Below are 22,854 nucleotides of genomic sequence, written 5' to 3'. Positions count from 1 at the left end.
CTCCTTATCATTGCTTTTGGAACACACACACAGCGTGTGCGGGACCATGCCAGACAGTTAACCGGATGGGGTGACATTCCCCGGTGAAAGGAGGAAGGACGTGCCATTCTCCGTCTGGTAAGGCGATATCACATATCGAATCTGTCGCATTTATTGTTATTAACCAGCGGTCTGAAAGCAGAATCTGCAGGCTACACATGCCCTGCTTCCAGCCAGCTTCATCTACGGGATTACCCTGGGCGTCCAGCCACTGGACATTGCCGTCATCGTTCTGCCACCAGCGATCTGCTGTGAGTGCAGGAATTCGCTTGCGCAGTTGAATCAGCGACGCCGTAAAATCGACCAGCGCTTTTTCGTCATCGTGCCAGTTGAGCCAGCTCAGAGGATTGTCCTGGCAATACGCATTGTTATTGCCCTGCTGACTTTGACCCCGTTCGTCTCCCGCCAGCAGCATGGGCGTTCCCTGAGAAAGCAGCAGCGTGGTCAGCAGCCCTTGCATGCTGCGGCGCCGGCGCTGCGCCACCTCCGCACTGCTCTCCAGACCTTCTGTACCATGATTGTGGCTATAGTTGTTACCGTGCCCGTCACGGTTTTCTTCACCGTTAACTTCGTTATGTTTATTGTTGAAACTCACGAGGTCGCGTAGGGTAAAACCATCGTGAGCGGTAATCAGATTGATGGTCGCGTGCGGCCTGCGATCGTCATGCTGAAAAAGGTCGCTTGACGCGGCAAACCGGCAGGCAAATTCCCCCAGGCTGACGTCACCATGCAGCCATGCGCGCCGGGTCGTATCGCGAAATTGATCGTTCCATTCTGCAAAGGGCGCAGGAAAATTGCCTACCTGATAACCACCTGGACCGATATCCCAGGGCTCGGCGATCAGTTTGACTTTTGACAGTATCGGACAGGCGCGGATGGCCTCAAACAGAGCCGCATCGCGGTGATAATCCGGTTCGCGACCCAGCACCGGCGCAAGATCAAAGCGGAAACCATCGACGTGACAGACGCGCACCCAGTAGCGCAGCGCCTCCAGCGTCCAGTTCATTACCTGCGGATGGTTGAGGTTCAGGGTATTGCCGCAGCCGGTCCAGTTGTGATAATCGCCCTGTTCGTCCAGCCAGTAATAGCTGGCGTTATCAATGCCGCGAAAGGAAAGCGTCGGTCCGGTGTCATCCAGTTCCGCCGTGTGGTTAAACACCACATCCAGCAACACCTCAATCCCGGCAGCGTGCAGACGCTTTACCGCCTGCTGAAACTCTTGCAGAGGAGACAGGCCATCCTGACCCGATGCATAGCGGGGATCGACAGCCCAGAGGGCAAAGGGGTTATAACCCCAGTAGTTAGTCAGTCCCAGGCGCAGCAGGCGAGGCTCGCTGGCGAACTGCGCAATGGGCAGGAGCTCAATGGCGGTGATGCCCATTTTCAGCAGGTAATCCACCATCACCGGATGGCCCAGAGCAGCATAGGTGCCGCGCAGGGGTTCGGGAATGCCGGGATGCAGCTGCGTCAGACCGCGGACATGCGCTTCGTAAATGACGCTATCGCCCCACGACGTGCGCGGCGGCACATCCCCTTGCCAGTCGAAATCGTCCGTCACGACAATGCTCTTGGGAGCGAGGGCGGCGTTATCACGACCATCAGGCTCGCCATACCCGCAGTGAAAGCGCGGATCGTCGGGGACATCGCCCTGCACTGCTCTGGCGCAGGGATCGATTAACAGTTTGGCAGGATTAAAAAAGTGCCCCTGCTGGGGCGCCCACGGCCCGTGTACCCGATAGCCATAACGCTGTCCGGGCTTGAGTCCGGGCAGATAGCCGTGCCAGATATCGCCGCTTCGCTCAGTGAGTTCAACGCGCTGCTCAAGGCCGTTCTCATCGAACAGGCACAGTTCAACACGCTCAGCGTGATGGGAAAACAGCGTAAAATTGACCCCTTTCCCATCGTAGCTGGCACCCAGCGGTTGGGGATGTCCGGCACGTAATATCATTCCCCCTCCCGCACGAACCATACCGTCGCCAGTGGCGGTAAATTCAGGCTCAGCGATTGCGGGCGGCCATGACTTTCCTGCTGATCGGTGTGCACCAGATGATTGCGCACGTCGCTGCCGTGGTATTCATGCTGGTCGGTATTAAGCACTTCGCGCCAGCTGCCCGCCTGGTTCACGCCGAAGCGATAGCCCGGACGCGGGACAGGGGTAAAGTTGCTGACAATAATCACTTCATTGCCATCGCGGTCGCGACGTACAAACGCAAAGACGGAATGCTCTGCATCATCAACAACCAGCCACTCAAACCCCGATGGATCGAAATCAAGCTGATGCAGGGAGGTGTAATGCTGATAGGTATGGTTCAGATCGCGCACCAGACGCTGAACGCCGTGATGCCAGTTGTCCTCACCTTCAAGCAGGTGCCAGTCAAGGCTGACATCGTGATTCCACTCTTTGCCCTGCGCAAATTCGTTGCCCATGAATAACAGCTTCTTACCCGGAAACGCCCACATCCAGCCGTAGTAGGCACGCAGGTTAGCGAATTTTTGCCAGGCATCTCCCGGCATGCGATCAAGAATAGAGCGTTTTCCGTGCACCACTTCATCGTGCGACAGCGGCAGGACGAAGTTTTCGCTGTAGTTGTACATGATGCCAAAGCTCATCAGATTATGATGGTAGCGGCGATGTACCGGGTCGAGTTTCATATAGTCCAGCGTGTCATGCATCCAGCCCAGGTTCCATTTGTACCAGAACCCCAGGCCGCCACCTTCAGGCGGTCGTGAAACACCAGGATAGTCTGTGGACTCTTCAGCCATCGTCACTGAACCTGGGGCGACATGTCCCAAAGTACGGTTGGTATAGCGCAGGAAATTAATGGCTTCGAGATTTTCGCGACCACCGTATTGATTGGGGATCCACTCGCCTTCGGCGCGGCTGTAATCACGATAGATCATTGAAGCCACCGCATCGACACGCAGGCCATCAATACCGAAGCGCTCCATCCAGTACAGTGCATTGCCTGCCAGGAAGTTACTGACTTCCCGACGGCCAAAGTTGTAAATCAGCGTATTCCAGTCCTGATGGTAACCTTCACGCGGATCGCTGTGCTCATACAGTTCGGTGCCATCAAACTTTGCCAGACCAAAATCATCGCTCGGGAAATGGCCTGGCACCCAGTCCAGTAACACATTCAGCCCTGCCGCATGGGCGCTGTCGATAAAGTAGCGGAAATCATCACGGGTACCGAAACGGCGGGTGGGCGCATACATACCGAGCGGCTGATAACCCCAACTGCCGTCAAACGGATGTTCGTTAATGGGCAGCAGCTCGATATGGGTAAACCCCATCTCTTTAACGTAAGGCACCAGCTGCTCAGCCAGCTCTTTGTAACTGAGCCAGAAGTTGTCATCAGTATGGCGACGCCACGATCCCAGATGCACTTCGTAGATAGAGATGGGTTTATCAAACTCATTTGCCGCCTTGCGTGAGGCCGACATCTCCACTTTTTCGGGCAGGCCGCAAATCATTGATGCGGTTTGCGGACGCATTTGTGCTTCAAACGCTAAAGGATCGGCCTTGATACGGAGCTGTCCATGGGCATCGATGATTTCAAATTTATAGAGTTGCCCGTTAACAGCGCCAGGAACAAACAGCTCCCAGACGCCCATTTCCTGACGCAGACGCATCGGATGACGACGGCCGTCCCAAAAGTTGAAATCACCGACAACCGATACGCGGCGTGCGTTAGGTGCCCAGACACAAAAACGCGTACCAATCACACCATCAATGACGTCGCCGTGGGCGCCCAGCGTTTCATAGGGCCGCAGGTGCGTGCCTTCTGCCAGCAGCCACAAGTCCATCTCTTGCAACAAAGGGCCAAAGCGGTAGGCATCATCAATGAGGTTCTGCTGGCCGTGCCAGTTAACCGCCAGTTGATAGCGAAACGGATTTTTACGACGAGGAACGACGCCACTGAAAAAACCACGAGAATCATCACACTTCAGTTGGACCAGTTTGCGTCCTGTTGAGGTTTCAATGACCCAGACTTCCAGGGCTTCCGGAAGCAGCGCACGCACTTCAAGACCATTTTCGGTTTTATGCATCCCCAGCAGTGAAAAGGGGTCGGAATAATTACCCGCAAAAAGGGCATTGATCGCCTGGCGATCGGGTAGCTCTGACATGACTTTCTTCCTGTGATAGTTGGCAGGCGAAAAGACCACGACGTCGTGTTATCGCAGGTCTGTTGCGCTGCTCTTCATTGAGCCATGAGTACAGCGGCGTGGGTGTCAAAACGAAACGCTCCTCACCACGCGCCTCCTTAAATCACAACCAGTTAGCATCAAGCCTGTCTGCTCAATGCAAAGCCCGTAGTACCGCCAGATGCCCATCCGGCAAGCCTCCAGACATTAAATAACTTTTACTTTCACGTGCAAGCCGGCCCTGGCTAAAAAAGGCAGTCATCACCTACATCATCTGATGTAAGGCCGTTTTTAAGAGAGAACACCCGCCTTTTATTTTTGCGAACCGCCCCGCAAAAAATTAAATTATATTAATGTATAACAGATTCGCGTTTCATCTTATTTAATAAAAACCGGCCACTTTTCGCTAAGAGCCCGCCATTCCGCTTAAGCCGTTCTTTTTTTCGGAAAGACCGGCCGGGAGGAGGACGTTTTACCGCCCCGCTGCTGCACCGCGTATCTCAGGCGCAGCCGGGTTTTAACGCAGAGCGAAGCCGCCAGCATCGCGGGTTAAGCGCTGCCAGTCAGATATGATTTATCCGCCTCATCGGTTGGATGGACATCGGTGAAAAACAGTGCCAGTACGTTCCTCGAAAAAATGTCTTTCCCATCTACAACAACCATTTAGTTAATAAAGTAAAACAGTTAACTCGCGGCGCACCCTTGTTAAATCATAGCTTGATGACAGCGGTTATAAGAGCAGATAAGCAAAAATTTATTTCTGGACAGGCAAAAAGGGGAAGCGGATCACTTAGCGATCGTAACAGTAGAACAATTTGCAGTGAATTGTGGGAATAAGACCGGACAAGTCCGGTCTTTTGATGCTTTCAGATTTAGTCGATGAGCAAACGCAACATGCGACGCAGCGGCTCGGCAGCGCCCCAAAGGAGCTGATCGCCGACAGTAAAGGCAGAAAGATATTCTGGCCCCATATTCAACTTGCGGAGACGTCCTACCGGTGTATTCAGCGTACCGGTCACGGCGGCTGGGGTGAGTTCACGCAGGGTGAGTTCACGATCGTTAGGCACCACTTTCACCCATTCATTGTGGGAAGCCAGCAGTTGCTCAATTTCCGCAAGCGGCAGGTCTTTTTTAAGCTTAAGCGTAAAGGCCTGGCTGTGGCAGCGCAGCGCGCCCACGCGGACGCACAGCCCGTCAACCGGAATGACGCGCGGGGTCGCCAGAATTTTGTTAGTTTCGGCCTGACCTTTCCACTCTTCGCGGCTCTGACCGTTTTCGAGTTGCTTGTCGATCCACGGAATCAGGCTGCCCGCCAACGGCACGCCAAAGTTATCCGTTGGCAGCGTACCAGAGCGGGTGAAATCCGTTACGCTTCGCTCAATATCCAGAATCGCCGAAGCCGGGTTTTGCAGAGAAGTCGCCACGTGATCGTGCAACATGCCCATCTGCGTCAGCAGTTCGCGCATATGACGCGCGCCGCCGCCGGATGCAGCCTGATAGGTTGCCACTGAGGCCCATTCCACCAAATCCTGTGCAAACAGACCGCCTAGCGACATTAACATCAGGCTGACGGTGCAGTTACCGCCAACAAAGGTTTTTACGCCGCTGTCGATGCCCTGACGAATAACCTGATGGTTAACCGGATCGAGAATAATGATGGCATCGTCTTTCATACGCAGCGTTGACGCCGCATCGATCCAGTAGCCATTCCAGCCGCTGGCGCGCAGTTTTGGATAGATCTCAGAGGTGTAGTCACCACCCTGACAGGTGATAATGATATCCAGCGCGTTCAACGCCTCAATATCAAAGGCATCCTGCAACGTACCCTGCTGCTTGCCTGCAAACGTCGGGGCCGCTTCACCGTGCTGCGAGGTGGAGAAGAAGACCGGATTGATCACATCAAAATCCCGTTCTTCGCTCATGCGGGACATCAGCACTGAGCCAACCATACCGCGCCAACCAACTAAACCTACATTCTTCATGTCATGTCCGTTTCAGGATGATAAACACCTGACTTTCTTATCGAAGGGAAAAGTGTCGTGGTACTCTCACGCCACTCTGCGTAATAATCAGATCTGCCTGTGATGATTTACTCTACAAAATGCAGCTTTTCTGGCAAGTGAATTAATGTAATCAGGCCAACTTTTTCAGCAACACCGCTAATAACCTGACTTTATCTATAACGAGAAGACGTAAAACGAATGACTGAAATGATCTCGGCAACAATATTATTGTTGTTAATAATGGATCCCTTAGGCAATTTGCCGATTTTTATGTCGGTTTTAAAGCATCTGGAACCGAAACGTCGGCGAGTCGTGCTTATTCGTGAAATGCTGATTGCGCTCATCATCATGTTGCTGTTTTTGTTTACCGGCGAGCGAATTCTGGCCTTTCTCAACCTGCGTACCGAAACCGTGTCCATATCTGGTGGCGTCATCCTGTTTTTAATCGCCATCAAAATGATTTTCCCGTCACCTGAAAGCAGTAGCACGGGCTTACCGGCGGGAGAAGAGCCTTTTCTGGTGCCGCTGGCGATTCCCCTGGTGGCCGGGCCGTCATTGCTGGCGACCCTGATGCTGCTGTCGCATCAGTATCCCAATCAAATGTCGCATCTGGTGGGTGCCCTGCTCATTGCCTGGGGCGTAACGGTCATGATTCTGCTGTTGTCAGGCCTGTTTCTTCGGCTGCTGGGCGATAAGGGCGTTAATGCGCTGGAACGTCTGATGGGATTGATACTGATTATGCTGGCAACGCAGATGTTCTTAGACGGGATTCGCGTGTATCTGAAGTTGTAACCATGGTCGATTGTAACCGGGCAGCCCTGCCCGGTTACAACGCATCAGGAAAGCAGCGTAAAGGCGATCATGCCGACTACGGCACCGACGGTGCCCAAAATGGTCTCCATCAATGTCCACGTCTTTAAGGTTTCCCCTTCCGTGGCGCCGGTAAATCGCCCAAACAACCAGAAACCTGCATCGTTAACATGGCTGATAATAATGGAACCGCCACCGATACAGATGGACAAGGCCGCCAGCTGCGCGCCGTTATAATGCAGTGGCTCAATCACAGGCATGATCAGTCCCACTGTCGTCAAACAGGCGACCGTGGCCGATCCCTGAATCACCCGGACCGCCCCAGACAGAATAAAACAGGCCAGCGCAACGGGCAGCCCGGCACCGGTCAGGGCATTTCCCAACACAGGCCCTACGCCGGAATCGACCAGTACCTGTTTAAAGACGCCGCCCGCACCAATCACCAGCAAAATAATGCCCGCTGGCTGCAGTGCGCTGCCGCAGATCTGCATCACTTTCTCTTTTTCCATGCCCTGACGATAAGCCAGGCCGTAAATAGCCACCAGGCAGGCCAGCAGAATGGCGATAAAAGGATGGCCGATAAATTCCAGCCATTGATAAAGCGCGGTGCCTTCCGTGGTGAAGCGTGCGCCAATGGTTTTTAACCCGACCAGCACGAGAGGAAACAGGATTAACGCCAGGCTAAAACCAAAAGAGGGCAGCTTGTTTTCATCAATATCCGGCTGATGATCTTCAGGAGGCGCGCTGAACGAAACGCGTCTGGCGATAAAATTACCAAACAGCGGCCCGGCAATCAGCATGCCCGGCAGCGCAGCGCACAGGCCGATTAAAATCATCCAGCCAAAATCTGCATGCATCTGAGACGCCAGCAACATGGGCGCAGGCCCCGGCAGCAGAAAGGCCGCGGCGGCCGCCACTCCGGCAAACAGCGGTATCACCAGCTTCACCAGATTATCCCCCGTGCGTCGGGCGACGGCGAAAGCAATGCTGATAAGCAGTACCACGGCAACTTCAAAGAAGAGCGGTAAGGCGCAGATTAGCCCGGCGATTCCCATGGCAAAGTGGGCGCGGTTTTCGCCAAAGGTCTTGAGCATGCGAATCGCAATTTGGTCAACGGCACCGGTTTCATGCAGGATCTTGCCGAACATCGCGCCCAGCGCCACCACAATTGCCAGAAAGCCCAGCGTGCCGCCCATGCCTTTCTGCATGGTTTCGGCGATGTTATCCAGTGGCATACCGGATAACAGCCCGGCCCCGACTGAAACCAGCATCAAGGCAAGAAAGGCATGCATGCGGGCTTTCATCACCAGAAAGAGCAGCAGCAGGACAGAGCCTGCTGCGGTTAAAATAAGTGTTGCGGTATTCATGGCCTAGCCTTGATTAATGGCGTCCTTGATGGTCGCAACCGTCGCCGCCACAACCTCATCCAGCGGGTTCGCGATATCCACGACCAGCACATCTTTTTCATCACTGCCCGGCTCTTCCAGGGTGGCAAACTGCGTCACCAGCATTTGCGGCTTGAAGAAGTGGCCTTTACGCGCCTTCAGACGGGCTTCGATGGTATCGAAATTCCCTTTCAGATACACAAAACGCAGGTTGTCATTGCCCTGACGAAGAATATCGCGGTAATGCTTTTTCAGGGCTGAACAGACGATGATGGAAATGGCCTGGGTGCGTTGCATCGCGAAAGCCGCGTCGTTCAGAGCCTGTAACCAGGGCAGACGATCGTTATCATCCAGTGGATGGCCTTCTGCCATTTTCAGGATATTGGCACGCGGATGAAGAAAATCACCGTCGAGAAACGCGGTGTTCAACTGGTGAGAAACCTGGTTAGCGACAACGGATTTACCGCTGCCTGAAACACCCATCAGAATAAAAACGTGATGTGGCGAAGATTGCGTGGTCATTTTTTACTCCGGCAAGTTCAGTCAGTCTGCCATGTTACCGATAACAATGGTGGAGCACATTGTCCTGGTGGCATTCCATGCTGGCAACCTTTTTACATCCCAAAGCGTTAAAGTGTGAGCTGCTTCATAAAATCGCGTTAATCAGATACTGCCACCTTCCAGAATCTCAAAACCGATATCCAGCGGTGGTGTAACGCTGTGTTCCCCGGCGATACGCGCCAGTAATAATGCAGCAGACTCACGTCCCATTCGGTCGCGCGGGGTGAGTACCGTTGCCAGCTGCGGCGTGACAACCTGGCTAATATCATGGCCGTGGAAACCGGCAATCGCCATTTGGGAAGGCACCTTGAGTCCCTGTCGCTGACACTCAAACATCGCGCCGACCGCCAGATCGTCATTGGTACAGAACAGGCTGTCTGTCTGAGGATAACGGCGCTGCGCTTCACGCAGCAGATCGCCGCCTGCGCTAAACGAGGAGGCTTCTTCCATCATCACGCTGCGCGGAGTTAATCCGGCCTCGCGCATGGCGGCTTCATAACCGCGCTGTTTTTGCAGCGTTCGCTCATCCAGACGCGCGCCCAGATAAACGGTGTGCCGATGACCTTTATTGATGATGGCCAGCGTCATCTGCCGGGCCGCCTCGACATTGTCAAAGCCGACCGCCATATCAAGACAAGGGGTAACGCTGTCCATCATTTCAATGACCGGAATCCCCGCCACTTCCAGCATGCGCAACGTGCCGGGCGTGTGGGTGCGTTCCGTCAGGATAACGCCGTCGATGTTCCAGCCCAGCAACGACCGTAGCTGACGCTCTTCTTTTTCCGGGTTATAGCCAAAGTGCGCCACCAGCGTCTGATAACCGGCCTCATCGGTGACGGCTTCAATGCCACGCAGTACGTCGGCAAAAACCTGATTGGTCAGGGAAGGCAGCAACACGCCAATGGCGCGGCTGGTCGCATTCGACAGCATATCCGGGGCACGATTCGGTATGTATCCCAGTTCGTCCAGCGCCACGGCAATCTTTTTCCCCAGCGCAACGGACACCTGCTCGGGATTACGCAGATAACGACTGACAGTCATTTTGGTGATACCGATACGATCGGCAACGTCCTGTAAAACCGGTCTTTTCTTCTTCATCGTAAGCGCCTGGATAGCCCTGAAAGCAAGTTACGACGAGTCTATCACTTTTTTGCAGCCAGATTGCCAGTGGGGCGAGATATGCCCGCCCCAACAGGCTTATACCGGCGGCAGATCAAACAGCAGGACTTCCGCGGCGCTGTCTGCTTCGAGCACCAGGCTGCTTTCGTCCCAGATGGCAAAAGCATCGCTGTTTGTCGCTGGCTGACCGTTTACCTTGACCTGGCCCTTCACCACCTGGATCCAGATACGGCGGCCCGCGTCGGGTACCACGCTGTCGCTGTCGCCCGCCGCAAATACCCAGCGCGACAACGTCATGTCCTGCCAGACTTTGAGCGATCCGTCACGGGCATCAGGCGTCAGAATATACTGGCGTCCCTGTACGTCGGGAAAACGGCGCTGAGCGTAGCGCGGCTCTATCCCTGTACTTTCTGGAATAATCCAGATTTGGTAGAGGTGCAGGGGTTCGGTTTGGCTGGCGTTATATTCTGAATGACGCACGCCCGTACCGGCACTCATAATCTGGAATTCGCCTGCCGGTATCTGTTCTTTATTCCCCATGCTGTCCTGATGTTCAACGGTACCTGACAGCACATAGGTCAGAATTTCCATGTCTTTATGGGGATGCGTACCAAAGCCCTGACCCGGATCGATCACGTCTTCGTTAATGACGCGTAACGCCGAAAAGCCCATAAAATTGGCATCGTAATAGTTGGCAAAGGAAAAGGTATGCCAGCTGTCCAGCCAACCGTGATTCGCGTGACCGCGTTCTTCAGCTTTACGTAAATAGATCATGTTCAAATCTCCTCACTGTTTTTTATAGTGTGGTATCCGGCGTAAAAGATTGATAGCTGAAAAACTTCACCTCTCTGTTCAAAAATTATGAACATTAAATCACGGGTTGTTGAAAGGGGCTGAAGGAGGCCTGGCGGGAAGAGGTAGCAAAAAAAAAGCCAGCACCCGGCTGGCTAAATAATACTGGAAGCAATGTGAGCAATGTCGTGCGTTCTACCGTGTCGATGACACGCGAGAAAGCATGACAATAATAATCATTATCATTCGCATCTGTAAAGTCTTTTTGCACATTCTTTTATTGACGTCATGCGTAAATACCTTGAAGTTGAAAGGGTTATCACCCTGCCAACAAGGATAAGCGCTATGAACACGGTAACCATTCGTCATGCTATCCCTTCTGACGCATCCGCATTAACGCGTCTTTACAGCCAGCCCGAAACGCAGGCGGCTACCCTGCACCTGCCTTATCCTTCCCCCTCGCTGTGGGAGCAGAAACTCGCCAACCCGCGCGCGGGCGTTTATATGCTCGTTGCCTGTCTCGGTGAGCAGGTCGTTGGGCAACTTACGCTTGAGGGAATGACGGCCGCACGGCGACGGCATTGTGCCAGCCTGGGGATGGGCGTCGATCCGGCGTTTCATCGTCGCGGGATTGGCAGCGCCCTGATGGCCGCGATGATCGATCTCTGCGACAACTGGCTACAGGTTACGCGCATTGAACTCACGGTGTTTGCCGACAATGACAACGCGATAGCGCTGTATCACAAGTTCGGCTTCCGAATTGAAGGCACCGCGCAAGGCTTCGCCATGCGTGAGGGTGCCTTGATCGATACACATTATATGGCGAGGCTGAAAACATAAGATTACGGGCAGCCAAAGGGCTGCCCGTTTTCATCAGTAACCTGCGCTCAGGTCATCTACGGTGCGTGGATCGGACGCGCCATACAGCGTACCGTCAGGCCCAATCATAATACTTTGGGTACTGCCCATCGACGGCAGCACTTTCACATGCTGGCCTTTGGCCTCCAGTAACCGCAAGGTATCCGGACTGAATCCCTTTTCAACACGCAGCTGATCGGGCAGCCACTGATGATGGAAGCGCGGCGCGTTGGTCGCCTCTGCCACGTTCATCCCGTAATCAATACTGTTCACCACCATCTGCAATACCGTGGTGATAATGCGGCTGCCGCCCGGGCTACCCGTTACCAGCCAGGTCTTGCCGTCTTTCACCACGATAGTCGGTGACATCGAAGACAGCGGACGCTTCCCGGCCTGCACGGCATTGGCTTCGCCGCCGACTAACCCGTAAACATTCGGCGTGCCCGGCTTGGCAGAGAAATCATCCATCTGGTTATTCATCAGAATGCCGCTGTTACCGGCGACGATACCGCTGCCGAAGTAGGTGTTAAGCGTGTAGGTGACAGCGACCGCATTGCCACTTTTGTCCACCACGGAGAAGTGAGTAGTTTGATTACTTTCGTAAGGGGCCAGTTTACCCGGCTTGATCTCGCTGGACGGGCGGGCTTTGGCAATATCAATCTGCTGCGCCAGTGACTTCGCATAGGCTTTGCTGGTCAGCGCCTGCCAGGGCACCTTAACGAAATCCGGATCGCCCAGATATTCGGAACGGTCCGCGTAAGCATACTTCTCCGCTTCCGCCATGACCTGCATCGCGTCCGCGCTGCCGAAGCCCATTTTGCCCAAATCAAAATTTTCCAGGATATTCAGGATCTGCACGATATGAATGCCGCCCGATGAAGGCGGTGGCATGGAAAACACCTCATAACCACGATAGGTGCCGCTGACGGGCTTACGTTCAACCGCATGATAGGCTGCTAAATCGGCTTTATTAATTAACCCGCCATGCTGGGCCATTTCGGCAGCGATTTGATCGGCAATTTTCCCTTTATAGAAGGCATCCGGGCCTTGCTGCGCAATCAGCTGTAAGCTGTGGGCCAGATTTTTTTGCACCAGACGGTCGCCCTTCTGCCACGGCGTGCCATCGGGCTTATAGAAAATGGCTTTGCTATTGGGATGCGTGATCAGCACTTCCTTACCGTAGGTTTTCAGGTCATCCGCCAGCGCATCGTTGACGACAAAACCGTCACGCGCCAGTTTAATAGCAGGCGCCAGCAGCTTGCTGAGCGGCAGCGTGCCATATTTATTGACGGCTAAAGCAAAACCCGCCACGGTGCCGGGCGTACCTGAGGCCAGGTGCGAAGTGAGGGAAAGCTTGCTATCGGCATTTCCCTGCTTATCCAGGAACATATCGCGTGAAGCCGCCGCCGGGGCCATTTCACGGAAATCGATGGCCGTGGTCTGTCCTGATGCCGTGCGCAGCAGCATAAAGCCCCCACCGCCCAGGTTGCCCGCCTGCGGATGCGTGACCGCCAGCGCAAAGCCCACCGCAACGGCGGCATCCACGGCGTTACCGCCCTGGCGCAGGATATCAACGCCGACCTGGGTTGCCAGCGCATCCACTGAGGCCACCATACCGTTATGCGCCTTAACCGGATGAAACGTATCGCTGTCGATACCATAAGAGACGGGCGGTGCCTGAACCGGCGCGGCACCCGCCCCGGTCACAACAGTAAAACTCATCAATAATGACCAGCCCAGCTGGCGCAGTTTGCCTTGCATCATCATGTTGTTTCCACTCTCCACTTTTATTTACATTTCTTTATTCTTTATGTAACTGACTACAAACACAGTCGAATATCAAGAATTAACGCAAATTCAGTGCACTCCTGGAGCAGGAATCTGAACCCGTGCATAGAATGACGATAACGACCTCGTGACCCGATTTGGGCACGCACACACAGCACCCGGTCGTTTAATGGAGGATAAAAATGAAAAAGTGGCTTATGGTTTTTGCCGCCCTGCTGCCGTTAAGCGGCATGGCGAACATGCTGAATAACACCAACAATCCTAATCAACCCGGCTATAACCCTAGCCAGCAGCGCATGCAAACGCAGATGCTCAACCAGTCGCAGCAACAACAGAACAAACTGCAACAGGATCAGCAGCGTCAGAATCAGGATTTACAGCGTAAACTGCAGGAACAACGAGACAGTGCCCAGCAGCGAGTGATTAAATCGCAGCCGGGCCAGCAGCAGAATCAACAGAGTCAGTATTAGCGGAAATCGGGGCCGATGATGTCGATGCTGTCCGTACAGATGGCATCAACGCCCCATTTCAACAGCGTTCTGGCCCGGTCAGGGCTGTTTACGGTATAAACCAGAATATGCAGATCGGCCTCTTTCAGTTCTGCCACCCGCGCCTCGGTTAACACCTTATGATTGAGATGAATGGAGGTGCAGTCGAGCGCGCGGGTTTTCGCTTTCCACGCGGTGTCCCAGCTATGGGATAACAGCCCACGCGGTAGCTGAGGTTCAGCCTGCATCGCGGCTTCCAGCGCCTTAAAGGAAAATGATGACAGCAATGGCAGCGTTTGTCCCTGCCACAGCGCGGCGGCTGCCTGGGCAATGGCGCGCCCGGTTTCTGCATCCGTTCCTGTTGTAGGTTTAATTTCGATATTGGCCATCATGCCATGCTGGCGACAGCGCTCGGCGACCTCATCCAGCCGGGCCAGCTTTTCCCCCTGAAACACATCGCTAAACCAGCCGCCCGCATCCAGCTGCGACAGCTTGTCCCAGGGCAGTTCACCCGCTACGCCCCAGCCGTTGCTGGTACGATCTAACGTATCGTCATGCAGCAGGAAAATATGCGCATCGGCCGACAGTTTGGCGTCGAATTCAATCATCAGGTGACCATATCTGGCGCCCGTATCAATTGCCGCAAGTGTATTTTCCGGTGCCAGCTTTCCTCCGCCCCGATGGGCGACGATGGGCGGATAAGGCCACTGTTTTTTGCTCATTCCAGACGTTTCCCGTGCGTTGAATCGAAGAAATGTAGCGACCCCACGGGCAGATGCAGCCATAAGGTACTGCCTGCTTCAGGGCGCTCGCTGTGGGGCAAGCGTACCACTAAACGTGCCTCACCGATGCGGCCATGCGCCAGATTATCCGCCCCGAGCATTTCCAGGGTTTCCACCCGGAACGGAATTCCGCCCTGCGCCTGGCTGCTGATCTGAATATGTTCTGGTCGTACGCCAAGGACGACGGGACGGTTGGCCCACTTCGCTTTTCCCTCGCCAATGGCTATCCCGTGGGAGGCATCAATCGTAAAGCGCGTCCCCTCCTGGCTGATATTGCCATGGATCAGATTCATGGCCGGTGAGCCCATAAAAGACGCGACAAACTGGCTAGCGGGCCGTTCATAGACCTCTACCGGCGTGCCGATCTGCTCCAGTATGCCTTTGTTCATGACCATGACGCGCTGTGCCAGCGTCATCGCCTCGACCTGATCGTGCGTCACGTACAGGCTGGTGGTTTGCAGACGACGGTGCAGCTGCTGAAGCTCCAGGCGCATCTGGACACGCAGGCGGGCATCCAGATTAGAGAGGGGCTCATCAAACAGAAACACGGCAGGCTCACGCACGATAGCGCGGCCCATGGCCACGCGCTGGCGCTGCCCACCCGATAACTCACGCGGACGGCGCGTCAGCAGGTGATCCAGCTCCAGGCTCCGTGCGGCTTCCAGCACACGTTGACGAACATGTTCTTTACTCATGCCGCGGATTTTCAGGCCGTAAGCCATGTTCTCTTCGACGGACATATGAGGATAGAGCGCATAGTTTTGAAACACCATGGCAATGCCGCGGTCTTTTGGCTCTTCGTGAGTGACACGTTTATCGGCAATATAGATATCGCCAGAGCTCACCCGCTCCAGTCCGGCGACCATACGCAACAGCGTCGATTTGCCACAGCCCGAAGGGCCCACCATCACCATAAACTCGCCGTCGTTGATCGTGACGTTGAGCGGTTGGATGATCTGATTTTTACCGTCGTAAGACTTGGTCACCGCCTGAAGGGTTACGCCTGCCATCTTTATTTCTCGCTCTCAACCAGACCACGCACAAAGGCGCGCTGCATAACAAATACCACCACCACCGGTGGAATCAGGGTTAACAACATTGCCGCCATCACTTCGTTCCACTGGGTCGGCGAACCGCTGGTGGAGATCATGCTTTTAATGCCAGCCACGGCAGTGCCCAAGTTGGCGTTATCAATGATTAACAGCGGCCAGAGATACTGGTTCCAGCCATAGATAAAGGTGATCACGAACAGCGCCGCCAGGTTAGTTTTTGACAGCGGCAGCACGATGTCCCAGAAAAAACGCATCGCGCTGGCCCCGTCAATGCGCGCCGCTTCGATTAACTCATCCGGTAGCGACATAAAGAACTGCCGAAACAGAAAAGTGGCGGTAGCCGAGGCCATCAGGGGCAGGGTCAGCCCGCTGTAGCTGTCCAGCAGATTAAGATCGGCGATAACCTGCACCGTCGGGAAAATGCGCACCTCAACCGGCAGCATCAGGGTAATAAAGATCATCCAAAAGAACAGCGAACGCAGTGGAAAACGAAACCACACCAGCGCAAAGGCCGACAGAATCGACACCAGGATTTTGCCAATCGTAATACCCAGCGCCATGATGACGCTGTTCATCAGCATCACGCTAAAGGCCGGACCGTTGCCGTTAACCCCGCGCGTCCAGATGTTCGAAATGTTTTCCCACAGGTGCGTGCCGGGAATCAGCGTCATCGGGACGTTATACACGGCGTCGTTATCCAGCGTAGCCGCCACAAAGGCGACATAGAGCGGAAACAGAATGGTCAGGATGCCCAGTACCAGCACCACATGGCTGAATATGTCCAGCCCGCGACGGTTTTCAATCATTGGTATTGCACCTTACGCTCAACAAAACGGAACTGAATGACCGTCAGGCCAATCACCAGCAGCATTAACACCACGGACTGCGCGGCTGAAGAGGAGAGATCGAGGCCAGTGAAGCCTTCCCGGTAAATTTTATAGATAAGCGTGGTCGTTGCCTGAACCGGACCACCGCCTGTCGCGGCATCAATCACCGGGAAGGTATCGAAGAAGGCATAGATCAGATTGACCACCAGCAGAAAGAAGCTTACCGGCGTGATCAACGGGAGCGAAATCGAGAAGAAGCGGCGCACCGGCCCCGCGCCATCAATGGCGGCGGCTTCAACCAGCGACTTCGGTATCGACTGTAATGCCGCAAAAAAGAACAGGAAGTTGTAGCTCATCTGTTGCCACACCGAGGCCAGCACCACCAGAAACATAGCCTGACCGCTGTTTTGGGCAAAGTTCCAGTTATAGCCCATGTGGTTAAGCAGATAGCTGAGTAAACCCAGGCCGGGGCTGAACAGAAACATCCATAATACCGCGGCAATAACCGGCGCCACGGCGTAGGGCAACAGCAGCAGCATCTGATACAGCTTGCGCAGCCGCACGACATAGTCCACCAGTGCCGCCAGGAGCAAAGACGATACCATGCCAAAAAACGCCACCATCCCGCTGAACTTGATCGTGGTCCAGAAGGTATCCAGATAGAGGCTATCGGAAAACAGCCGTTTGAAGTTATCCAGCCCAACAAAGGTGCTGGAGATACCGAAGGGATCCAGGTTTTGCAGGGAATACCACAGCGCTTCACCCGCTGGCCAGACAAAGAAAATAGCGGTGATCAGGAGCTGCGGGAGCACCAGCAAATAGGGTAACAGGCGATTGCGAAACACCGGGCGAGATGGAGACATAACGTTCTCTGACTTTGGGGAAATAAGGCCAGCTGGAGCTGGCCTGCACACCGGATTACTTGTTCTGTTGCTCGAAACGACGCAGCAGTTCGTTACCGCGTTTCACTGCGTTATCCAGTGCCGCCTGCGGTGACTGCTTGCCGGTCCAGACGCCTTCCAGCTCTTCATCCAGAATGGTACGGATCTGAGGCATATTCCCCAGACGCATGCCTTTGGTGTAAGGCAATGGTGGCTTGTTCATCATCTGGCGAATGGCGATATCCGCGCCTGGGTTTTTATCGTAGAAGCCTTCTTTCTTCGTCAGCTCATATGCCGCAGTGGTAATCGGCAGGTAGCCGGTTTTCTGATGCCATTCCGCCGCAATTTTTGGCTCGGTGAGGAATTTCATGAATTCCGCTGCACCTTTGTAGGTGTTAGCATCTTTGCCCTTCATCACCCACAGGCTGGCACCGCCGATAATCGCGTTCTGTGGCGCATTCGGGATATCCGCATCGTAAGGCATCATGCCTACGCCGTAGTTGAATTTGGCATAATGACGGATGTCGGCCAGCGAGCCGGATGAGGCCGTCGTCATACCACAATCCCCGTTGTAGAACTTGGCGGTCGATTCATCTTTACGACCAAAATAGGTGAAGTCACCTTTCTTGTTCATATCTTCCAGTAGCTGGATATGACGAACCTGTGCCGGCTTGTTGAACTCCAGCACGGCATCAGTGCCGTCGAAACCATTGTTCTTGGTCGCCACCGGCAGACCGTTCCAGGCACTGAAGTTTTCAATCTGGATCCATCCCTGCCAGCCGCTGGCATAGCCGCAGCTCATGCCTGACTTACGCAGCGCGTCGGCATCCTTTGCCAGTTCCTGCCAGGTTTTTGGCGGCTGGTCCGGATTCAGGCCCGCTTTTTTAAACGCGTCTTTGTTGTAGTACAGCACGGGCGTAGAGCTGTTAAAGGGTTGAGAGATCAGCTGGCCTTGTGCGTTGCTGTAGTAACCGGCGACCGCAGGCACAAACTGCTTCTCATCCATTGGGATGCCAGCATCTTTAAACACCTGGTACACCGGCACGATGGCTTTGGAGGCCATCATGGTTGCCGTACCCACTTCATAAACCTGTAACAGCGCAGGGGCTTTTCCTGTGCGGACCGCAGCGATACCTGCCGCCAGACTCTGTTCGTAGTTCCCTTTATACACCGGGACGATCTTGTAGTCGGGGTGCTCCTGGTTAAAACGTTGTGCCAGTGAGTCAACTTCTTTGCCTAACTCGCCTTCCATTGAGTGCCAGAAAGGGATCTCAGTTACGGCCAGTGCATTACCACTGATCGCCAGACCGAGCAGTGCGCTCATCAGGCTACGACGAAAAGTAACAACGGACATAGAATTTTCCTGTTCAGGTAGGTACGCGCGTTATCACGCATTTTTTGCTCGCGAAGTAACATGACACGCGGAAATGACGGAAAAATAACAGTCAGATGACGGAAAAATGACGACAGAATGTCAGAAGATGACGGCGATAAGCGGGATTAATGCATGATGACGACAAGCGAGTGCAGAAGAATGCAGCTAAGGCAGCGCTGAGAAACAGCGCCCACACCTTTAAGAGGAGGGGCGCTGCCGGATCCTGGCCTGACAGGAACGTCAGGCCAGAAAGCTAGGCGCCCAGATACGCGCTGCGCACGGCCTCGTTAGAAAGCAATGCCTCACCGCTGTCCTCCAGCACCACGTGACCGTTTTCCAGTACGTAGCCCCTGTCGGCCAGTTTCAGTGCCTGGTTCGCGTTTTGCTCGACCAGGAAAATCGTCATGCCTTCGCTGCGTAACTGTTCAATCGTATCGAATATTTGCTGAATAATAATCGGCGCCAGGCCCAGAGAAGGCTCATCGAGTAACAACAGGCGCGGCTGGCTCATCAGTGCCCGGCCGATAGCCAGCATCTGCTGTTCGCCACCGGACATCGTGCCTGCCCGCTGAATTTTACGCTCAGCCAGACGCGGGAACAGCTGGTAAACACGTTCGATGCGCTGCAGATACTGCTGACGACTGGCAAAAAAACCGCCCATCGCCAGATTCTCTTCCACGGTCATACGTGAAAATACGCGACGACCTTCAGGCACGATGGCAATGGCTTCACGCATAATGCGCGCCGTTTGCCAGTCGGTAATAGCTTTGCCATCAAAAGTAATGGTGCCGCTGGTGGCGCGCGGTTCGCCGCACAGCGTACCCAGCAGCGTGGTTTTACCGGCACCGTTGGCACCAATCAGCGTGACGATCTCACCCTGATCGATATGCAGGCTTACGCCATGCAGGGCCTGAATTTTGCCGTAATGCGCACTGACGTTATCAATGGTTAACATGGCCATATTACGCCTCTCCTAAATAGGCACGGATCACGTCCGGATTGTTACGAATCTCTTCCGGCGTGCCGTTAGCCAGCGGCGTTCCCTGATTAACCACATAGATACGATCGGAAATGCCCATGACCAGTTTCATGTCGTGCTCAATCAATAAAACGGAAACCTTATGTTCGCCACGTAACTCGGCAATCAATTCATCAAGCTCGTGCGTTTCTTTGGGATTAAGCCCGGCGGCCGGTTCATCCAGCATTAAAATCTCCGGACGCGTCACCATGCAGCGGGCGATCTCCAGGCGGCGCTGCTGACCGTAGGCCAGATTACCGGCCTGGCGGTTGGCCATGTCCAGCAACCCGACGCGTTCGAGCCAGGTGGCGGCACGATCCAGCGCCTCGCCTTCACTGCGGCGAAAGGCGGGCGTTTTAATCAGGCCGGAAAAGACCCCGCTTTTCAGATGTTGATGCTGCGCGACCAGCAGGTTTTCTATCACCGTCATTTCGCGGAACAGGCGCACATGCTGAAAGGTACGGACAATCCCCATGCGCGCGATCTTCTGCCCGGATAAACCGGCCAGATTCTTGTCACGCAAGGTAATGCTGCCGCCTGTTGGCTTGTAGAAACCTGTCAGACAGTTGAACACGGTGGTTTTGCCTGCTCCGTTCGGACCGATAAGCGACACGATTTCCTGTGGACGCAGTTCCAGTTTGACGTTGTTTACGGCTAACAGACCGCCGAAGCGCATCATCAGGCCTTCAACGGCTAATAAAGGCTGACTCATGCCTGCTCTCCTTGTTTACCCTGCCTGAGTTTCAGGTGTGGACGCTTCATCGGCAATAAACCCTGCGGCCGCCAGATCATCATCAGCACCATCAACCCACCGAGGACCAGCATGCTGTACTCATTGAGGTCGCGCATCAGTTCACGCGACACCACCAGCAGAATGGCGGCCAGAATCACCGCAAACTGCGATCCCATTCCGCCCAGAACCACGATGGCCAGCACAAACGCGGATTCAACGAAGGTAAAGGATTCGGGACTGACAAATCCCTGGCGGGCGGCAAACAGCGTACCGGCAAACCCCGCAAAAGCCGCACTGATAGTAAAGGCAGTCAGCTTGATACGGGTCGGGCTTAAGCCCAGCGAGCGACAGGCAATCTCATCTTCACGCAGTGCTTCCCAGGCCCGTCCAAGCGGCATACGCAGCAGACGGTTAATCACAAACAGCGTCAACACCACTAACAGTAACGCCACCAGATACAGGAAAATCACCCTGTCGCTGGGATCGTACTTCATGCCAAAGACCTCGTGAAACGTGCCCCATCCCCCTTCACTGACGCGGCGGCCGAACTCCAGGCCGAAGAAAGTGGGTTTGGGAATCTGGGCAATACCGTTCGGTCCCCCTGTAATCGCGGTATTGTTAAGCAGCAGAATACGGACGATTTCGCCGAAGCCCAGCGTCACGATAGCCAGATAATCGCCGCGCAGCCGCAATACCGGGAACCCCAGCAGCAGGCCAAAGGCCGCGGCCACTAATCCGGCCAGCGGCAGGCTCTGCCAGAAACCGAAACCATAGTAATGATTGAGCAAAGCAAAGGTATAGGCACCGATGGCATAGAAGCCGCCATAGCCCAGAACCAGCAGCCCCGATAGCCCAACCACCACGTTCAGCCCGAGGCCCAGCATGATGTAGATGAGCGTGAGCGTCGCAATATCAACGCTGCCGCGCGAGACCAGAAAAGGCCAGATAACGGCAGCAGCGATCATTAACGCCATGACGAGTTTTTGCTTCGGCGTGGAACCATCAAACCCAGGCAGCACCAGACCGCCACTGCTGCGCTTCAGCTTGCCCTGAAGCAGCGGACGCAGCAGCTGGAACAGAAACACCACCGCACAACCGATAAATATCCAGTTCCAGCGCACGCTACCGGCATTGACCACCTGTAGCTTCGTACCATTCAGATCGAGGCGCATTCCCATAAAGAACGCGGCCAGAACCAGCAACATGACCGTAGAGATCAGCGCATTGACCAGACCAAGGCGTTTCATACTTTCTCTACCTCCGGACGGCCCAGAATGCCGGTCGGCATCACCAGCAGCACCACGATCAGTAAGGCAAACGACACCACATCTTTATATTCCGTGGAGAGATAGGCCGAGGTCAGGGCTTCAGCAATGCCCAGCACCAGACCGCCAATCATCGCGCCGGGAATACTGCCAATGCCGCCCAGCACCGCTGCGGTAAAGGCTTTCATGCCCGCCATGAAGCCGATAAAGGGGTTGATGGAGCCATAAAACTGGCCTAACAGCACGCCGGCCACCGCCGCCATCGCGGCACCAATCACGAAGGTCAGCGAAATGACGCGATCCGTATTAATGCCCAGCAGGCTGGCCATTTTCAGGTCTTCAGCACAGGCTCGGCAGGCGCGGCCCATGCGGGAATAGCGAATAAACAGGGTCAGCGCCAGCATGGTCAGGAACGTCACCACCCAGATCACCAGCTGCATCGTCGACAGCGTGGCCGCGAAACCATTGCTTTCTCCCAGCGTCCACTGGCCGGTAATTAAGCTCGGCAACGCAAGATCGCGCGAGCCCTGGGTGAGGCTGACGTAGTTTTGCAGGAAGATGGACATTCCGATGGCGGAGATCAGCGCAATCAGGCGCTTGGAAGAGCGAACCGGCCGGTAAGCCACGCGCTCAATGCTCCAGCCATAGGCGCTGGAAATAATCACTGCCATCACAAAGCCGGCGGCGATCATGAGCCATGAGGTATCAATGCCCATCATCATCAGGGCAGCAATCACCATAAAAGAGACATAGCTGCCGATCATATAGACCTCGCCGTGGGCGAAGTTGATCATGCCGATAATGCCGTAAACCATGGTGTAGCCAATGGCGATCAGCGCGTAGGTGCTCCCGAGGGTGACCCCGTTGAACATCTGCTGAATGAAATAGAGAAACTGCTCGGACATAATGAGGACCTACTCAGAAACCAGAAA

The 22,854-nt window shown here is 54.7% G+C and carries 20 protein-coding genes; 3 read left to right on the top strand and 17 right to left on the bottom strand.

The features are described 5' to 3' along the window. Positions 1–7 precede the first annotated feature (7 nt). The 3 genes from glgX to asd form a co-directional block, all read right to left on the bottom strand. Complete coding sequence (gene glgX / locus DFO57_RS19900; protein ID WP_167310104.1) at positions 8–1,987, bottom strand: glycogen debranching protein GlgX; 1,980 nt, start codon at positions 1,985–1,987, stop codon at positions 8–10. Next, the gene (gene glgB / locus DFO57_RS19895; protein WP_015699381.1) at positions 1,984–4,167 is read right to left on the bottom strand and encodes a 1,4-alpha-glucan branching enzyme; all 2,184 of its coding nucleotides are present in this window, start codon (positions 4,165–4,167) and stop codon (positions 1,984–1,986) included. Before glgB ends, glgX begins: the two co-directional genes overlap by 4 nt. Before the next feature lie 890 nt (positions 4,168–5,057). Beyond that, complete coding sequence (asd, locus tag DFO57_RS19890) at positions 5,058–6,167, bottom strand: aspartate-semialdehyde dehydrogenase (RefSeq protein WP_013027540.1); 1,110 nt, start codon at positions 6,165–6,167, stop codon at positions 5,058–5,060. Positions 6,168–6,386: 219 nt separating this feature from the next. On the opposite strand from asd, the gene DFO57_RS19885 reads away from it, so the two are divergent. Beyond that, complete coding sequence (locus DFO57_RS19885; protein WP_006121032.1) at positions 6,387–6,980, top strand: YhgN family NAAT transporter; 594 nt, start codon at positions 6,387–6,389, stop codon at positions 6,978–6,980. Between the two features lie 44 nt (positions 6,981–7,024). On the opposite strand, the gene gntU is transcribed toward DFO57_RS19885, so the two are convergent. From gntU to DFO57_RS19865, 4 genes are all read right to left on the bottom strand, one after another. After that, positions 7,025–8,365, bottom strand: a complete 1,341-nt coding sequence (gene gntU, locus DFO57_RS19880) for a gluconate transporter (protein WP_013027541.1) — start codon at positions 8,363–8,365, stop codon at positions 7,025–7,027. A gap of 3 nt (positions 8,366–8,368) precedes the next feature. Further along, positions 8,369–8,905 (bottom strand): gluconokinase, encoded by a 537-nt coding sequence (gntK, locus tag DFO57_RS19875; protein ID WP_078829321.1) that lies wholly within the window; start codon positions 8,903–8,905, stop codon positions 8,369–8,371. 141 nt (positions 8,906–9,046) lie between these two features. Continuing rightward, positions 9,047–10,042, bottom strand: a complete 996-nt coding sequence (gene gntR, locus DFO57_RS19870) for a gluconate operon transcriptional repressor GntR (protein WP_013027543.1) — start codon at positions 10,040–10,042, stop codon at positions 9,047–9,049. A gap of 99 nt (positions 10,043–10,141) precedes the next feature. Beyond that, a complete protein-coding gene (locus tag DFO57_RS19865; protein ID WP_014594800.1) occupies positions 10,142–10,837 on the bottom strand; it encodes a pirin family protein in 696 nt (231 codons plus the stop codon). Positions 10,838–11,200: 363 nt separating this feature from the next. Between DFO57_RS19865 and DFO57_RS19855 the strand changes: the two genes are divergently transcribed. Beyond that, on the top strand, positions 11,201–11,695 hold the full coding sequence (locus tag DFO57_RS19855; RefSeq protein ID WP_014604835.1) for a GNAT family N-acetyltransferase: 495 nt from the start codon (positions 11,201–11,203) through the stop codon (positions 11,693–11,695). A gap of 33 nt (positions 11,696–11,728) precedes the next feature. Here the strand turns inward: DFO57_RS19855 and ggt are convergent, their stop codons facing one another. Then, positions 11,729–13,480, bottom strand: coding sequence for a gamma-glutamyltransferase (gene ggt, locus DFO57_RS19850; protein WP_014604834.1), 1,752 nt, complete (start codon positions 13,478–13,480; stop codon positions 11,729–11,731). 203 nt (positions 13,481–13,683) lie between these two features. Here ggt and DFO57_RS19845 point away from each other — a divergent pair, with 203 nt between their 5' ends. Beyond that, positions 13,684–13,971 carry a DUF2756 domain-containing protein gene (locus DFO57_RS19845; protein WP_014604833.1) on the top strand — a complete coding sequence of 96 codons (288 nt, stop codon included), beginning with the start codon at positions 13,684–13,686 and terminating at the stop codon, positions 13,969–13,971. Here the strand turns inward: DFO57_RS19845 and ugpQ are convergent. From ugpQ to livH, 9 genes are all read right to left on the bottom strand, one after another. Continuing rightward, the gene (gene ugpQ, locus DFO57_RS19840; RefSeq protein WP_014604832.1) at positions 13,968–14,711 is read right to left on the bottom strand and encodes a glycerophosphodiester phosphodiesterase; all 744 of its coding nucleotides are present in this window, start codon (positions 14,709–14,711) and stop codon (positions 13,968–13,970) included. The two genes, DFO57_RS19845 and ugpQ, sit on opposite strands and share 4 nt — an antisense overlap. Further along, complete coding sequence (locus DFO57_RS19835; RefSeq protein ID WP_029569238.1) at positions 14,708–15,781, bottom strand: sn-glycerol-3-phosphate import ATP-binding protein UgpC; 1,074 nt, start codon at positions 15,779–15,781, stop codon at positions 14,708–14,710. Before DFO57_RS19835 ends, ugpQ begins: the two co-directional genes overlap by 4 nt. Positions 15,782–15,783: 2 nt before the next feature. Beyond that, positions 15,784–16,629, bottom strand: a complete 846-nt coding sequence (ugpE, locus tag DFO57_RS19830) for a sn-glycerol-3-phosphate ABC transporter permease UgpE (protein ID WP_013027550.1) — start codon at positions 16,627–16,629, stop codon at positions 15,784–15,786. After that, a complete protein-coding gene (ugpA, locus tag DFO57_RS19825; protein WP_014594803.1) occupies positions 16,626–17,513 on the bottom strand; it encodes a sn-glycerol-3-phosphate ABC transporter permease UgpA in 888 nt (295 codons plus the stop codon). Before ugpA ends, ugpE begins: the two co-directional genes overlap by 4 nt. A gap of 55 nt (positions 17,514–17,568) precedes the next feature. Next, positions 17,569–18,885: a sn-glycerol-3-phosphate ABC transporter substrate-binding protein UgpB gene (ugpB, locus tag DFO57_RS19820; protein WP_013027552.1), complete on the bottom strand. Its 1,317-nt coding sequence runs from the start codon at positions 18,883–18,885 to the stop codon at positions 17,569–17,571. A gap of 274 nt (positions 18,886–19,159) precedes the next feature. Further along, positions 19,160–19,867 (bottom strand): high-affinity branched-chain amino acid ABC transporter ATP-binding protein LivF, encoded by a 708-nt coding sequence (livF, locus tag DFO57_RS19815; protein WP_013027553.1) that lies wholly within the window; start codon positions 19,865–19,867, stop codon positions 19,160–19,162. 1 nt (position 19,868) lies between these two features. Further along, on the bottom strand, positions 19,869–20,636 hold the full coding sequence (gene livG / locus DFO57_RS19810; protein ID WP_013027554.1) for a high-affinity branched-chain amino acid ABC transporter ATP-binding protein LivG: 768 nt from the start codon (positions 20,634–20,636) through the stop codon (positions 19,869–19,871). Continuing rightward, positions 20,633–21,904 carry a high-affinity branched-chain amino acid ABC transporter permease LivM gene (locus DFO57_RS19805; protein WP_013027555.1) on the bottom strand — a complete coding sequence of 424 codons (1,272 nt, stop codon included), beginning with the start codon at positions 21,902–21,904 and terminating at the stop codon, positions 20,633–20,635. Before DFO57_RS19805 ends, livG begins: the two co-directional genes overlap by 4 nt. After that, positions 21,901–22,827, bottom strand: coding sequence for a high-affinity branched-chain amino acid ABC transporter permease LivH (gene livH / locus DFO57_RS19800; RefSeq protein WP_014594805.1), 927 nt, complete (start codon positions 22,825–22,827; stop codon positions 21,901–21,903). Before livH ends, DFO57_RS19805 begins: the two co-directional genes overlap by 4 nt. Positions 22,828–22,854: the final 27 nt, after the last annotated feature.

This window comes from Pantoea sp. AG702 (assembly GCF_003182295.1).
Classification (GTDB): domain Bacteria; phylum Pseudomonadota; class Gammaproteobacteria; order Enterobacterales; family Enterobacteriaceae; genus Pantoea; species Pantoea ananatis.
This window is presented reverse-complemented; position numbering and strand designations above follow the sequence as displayed.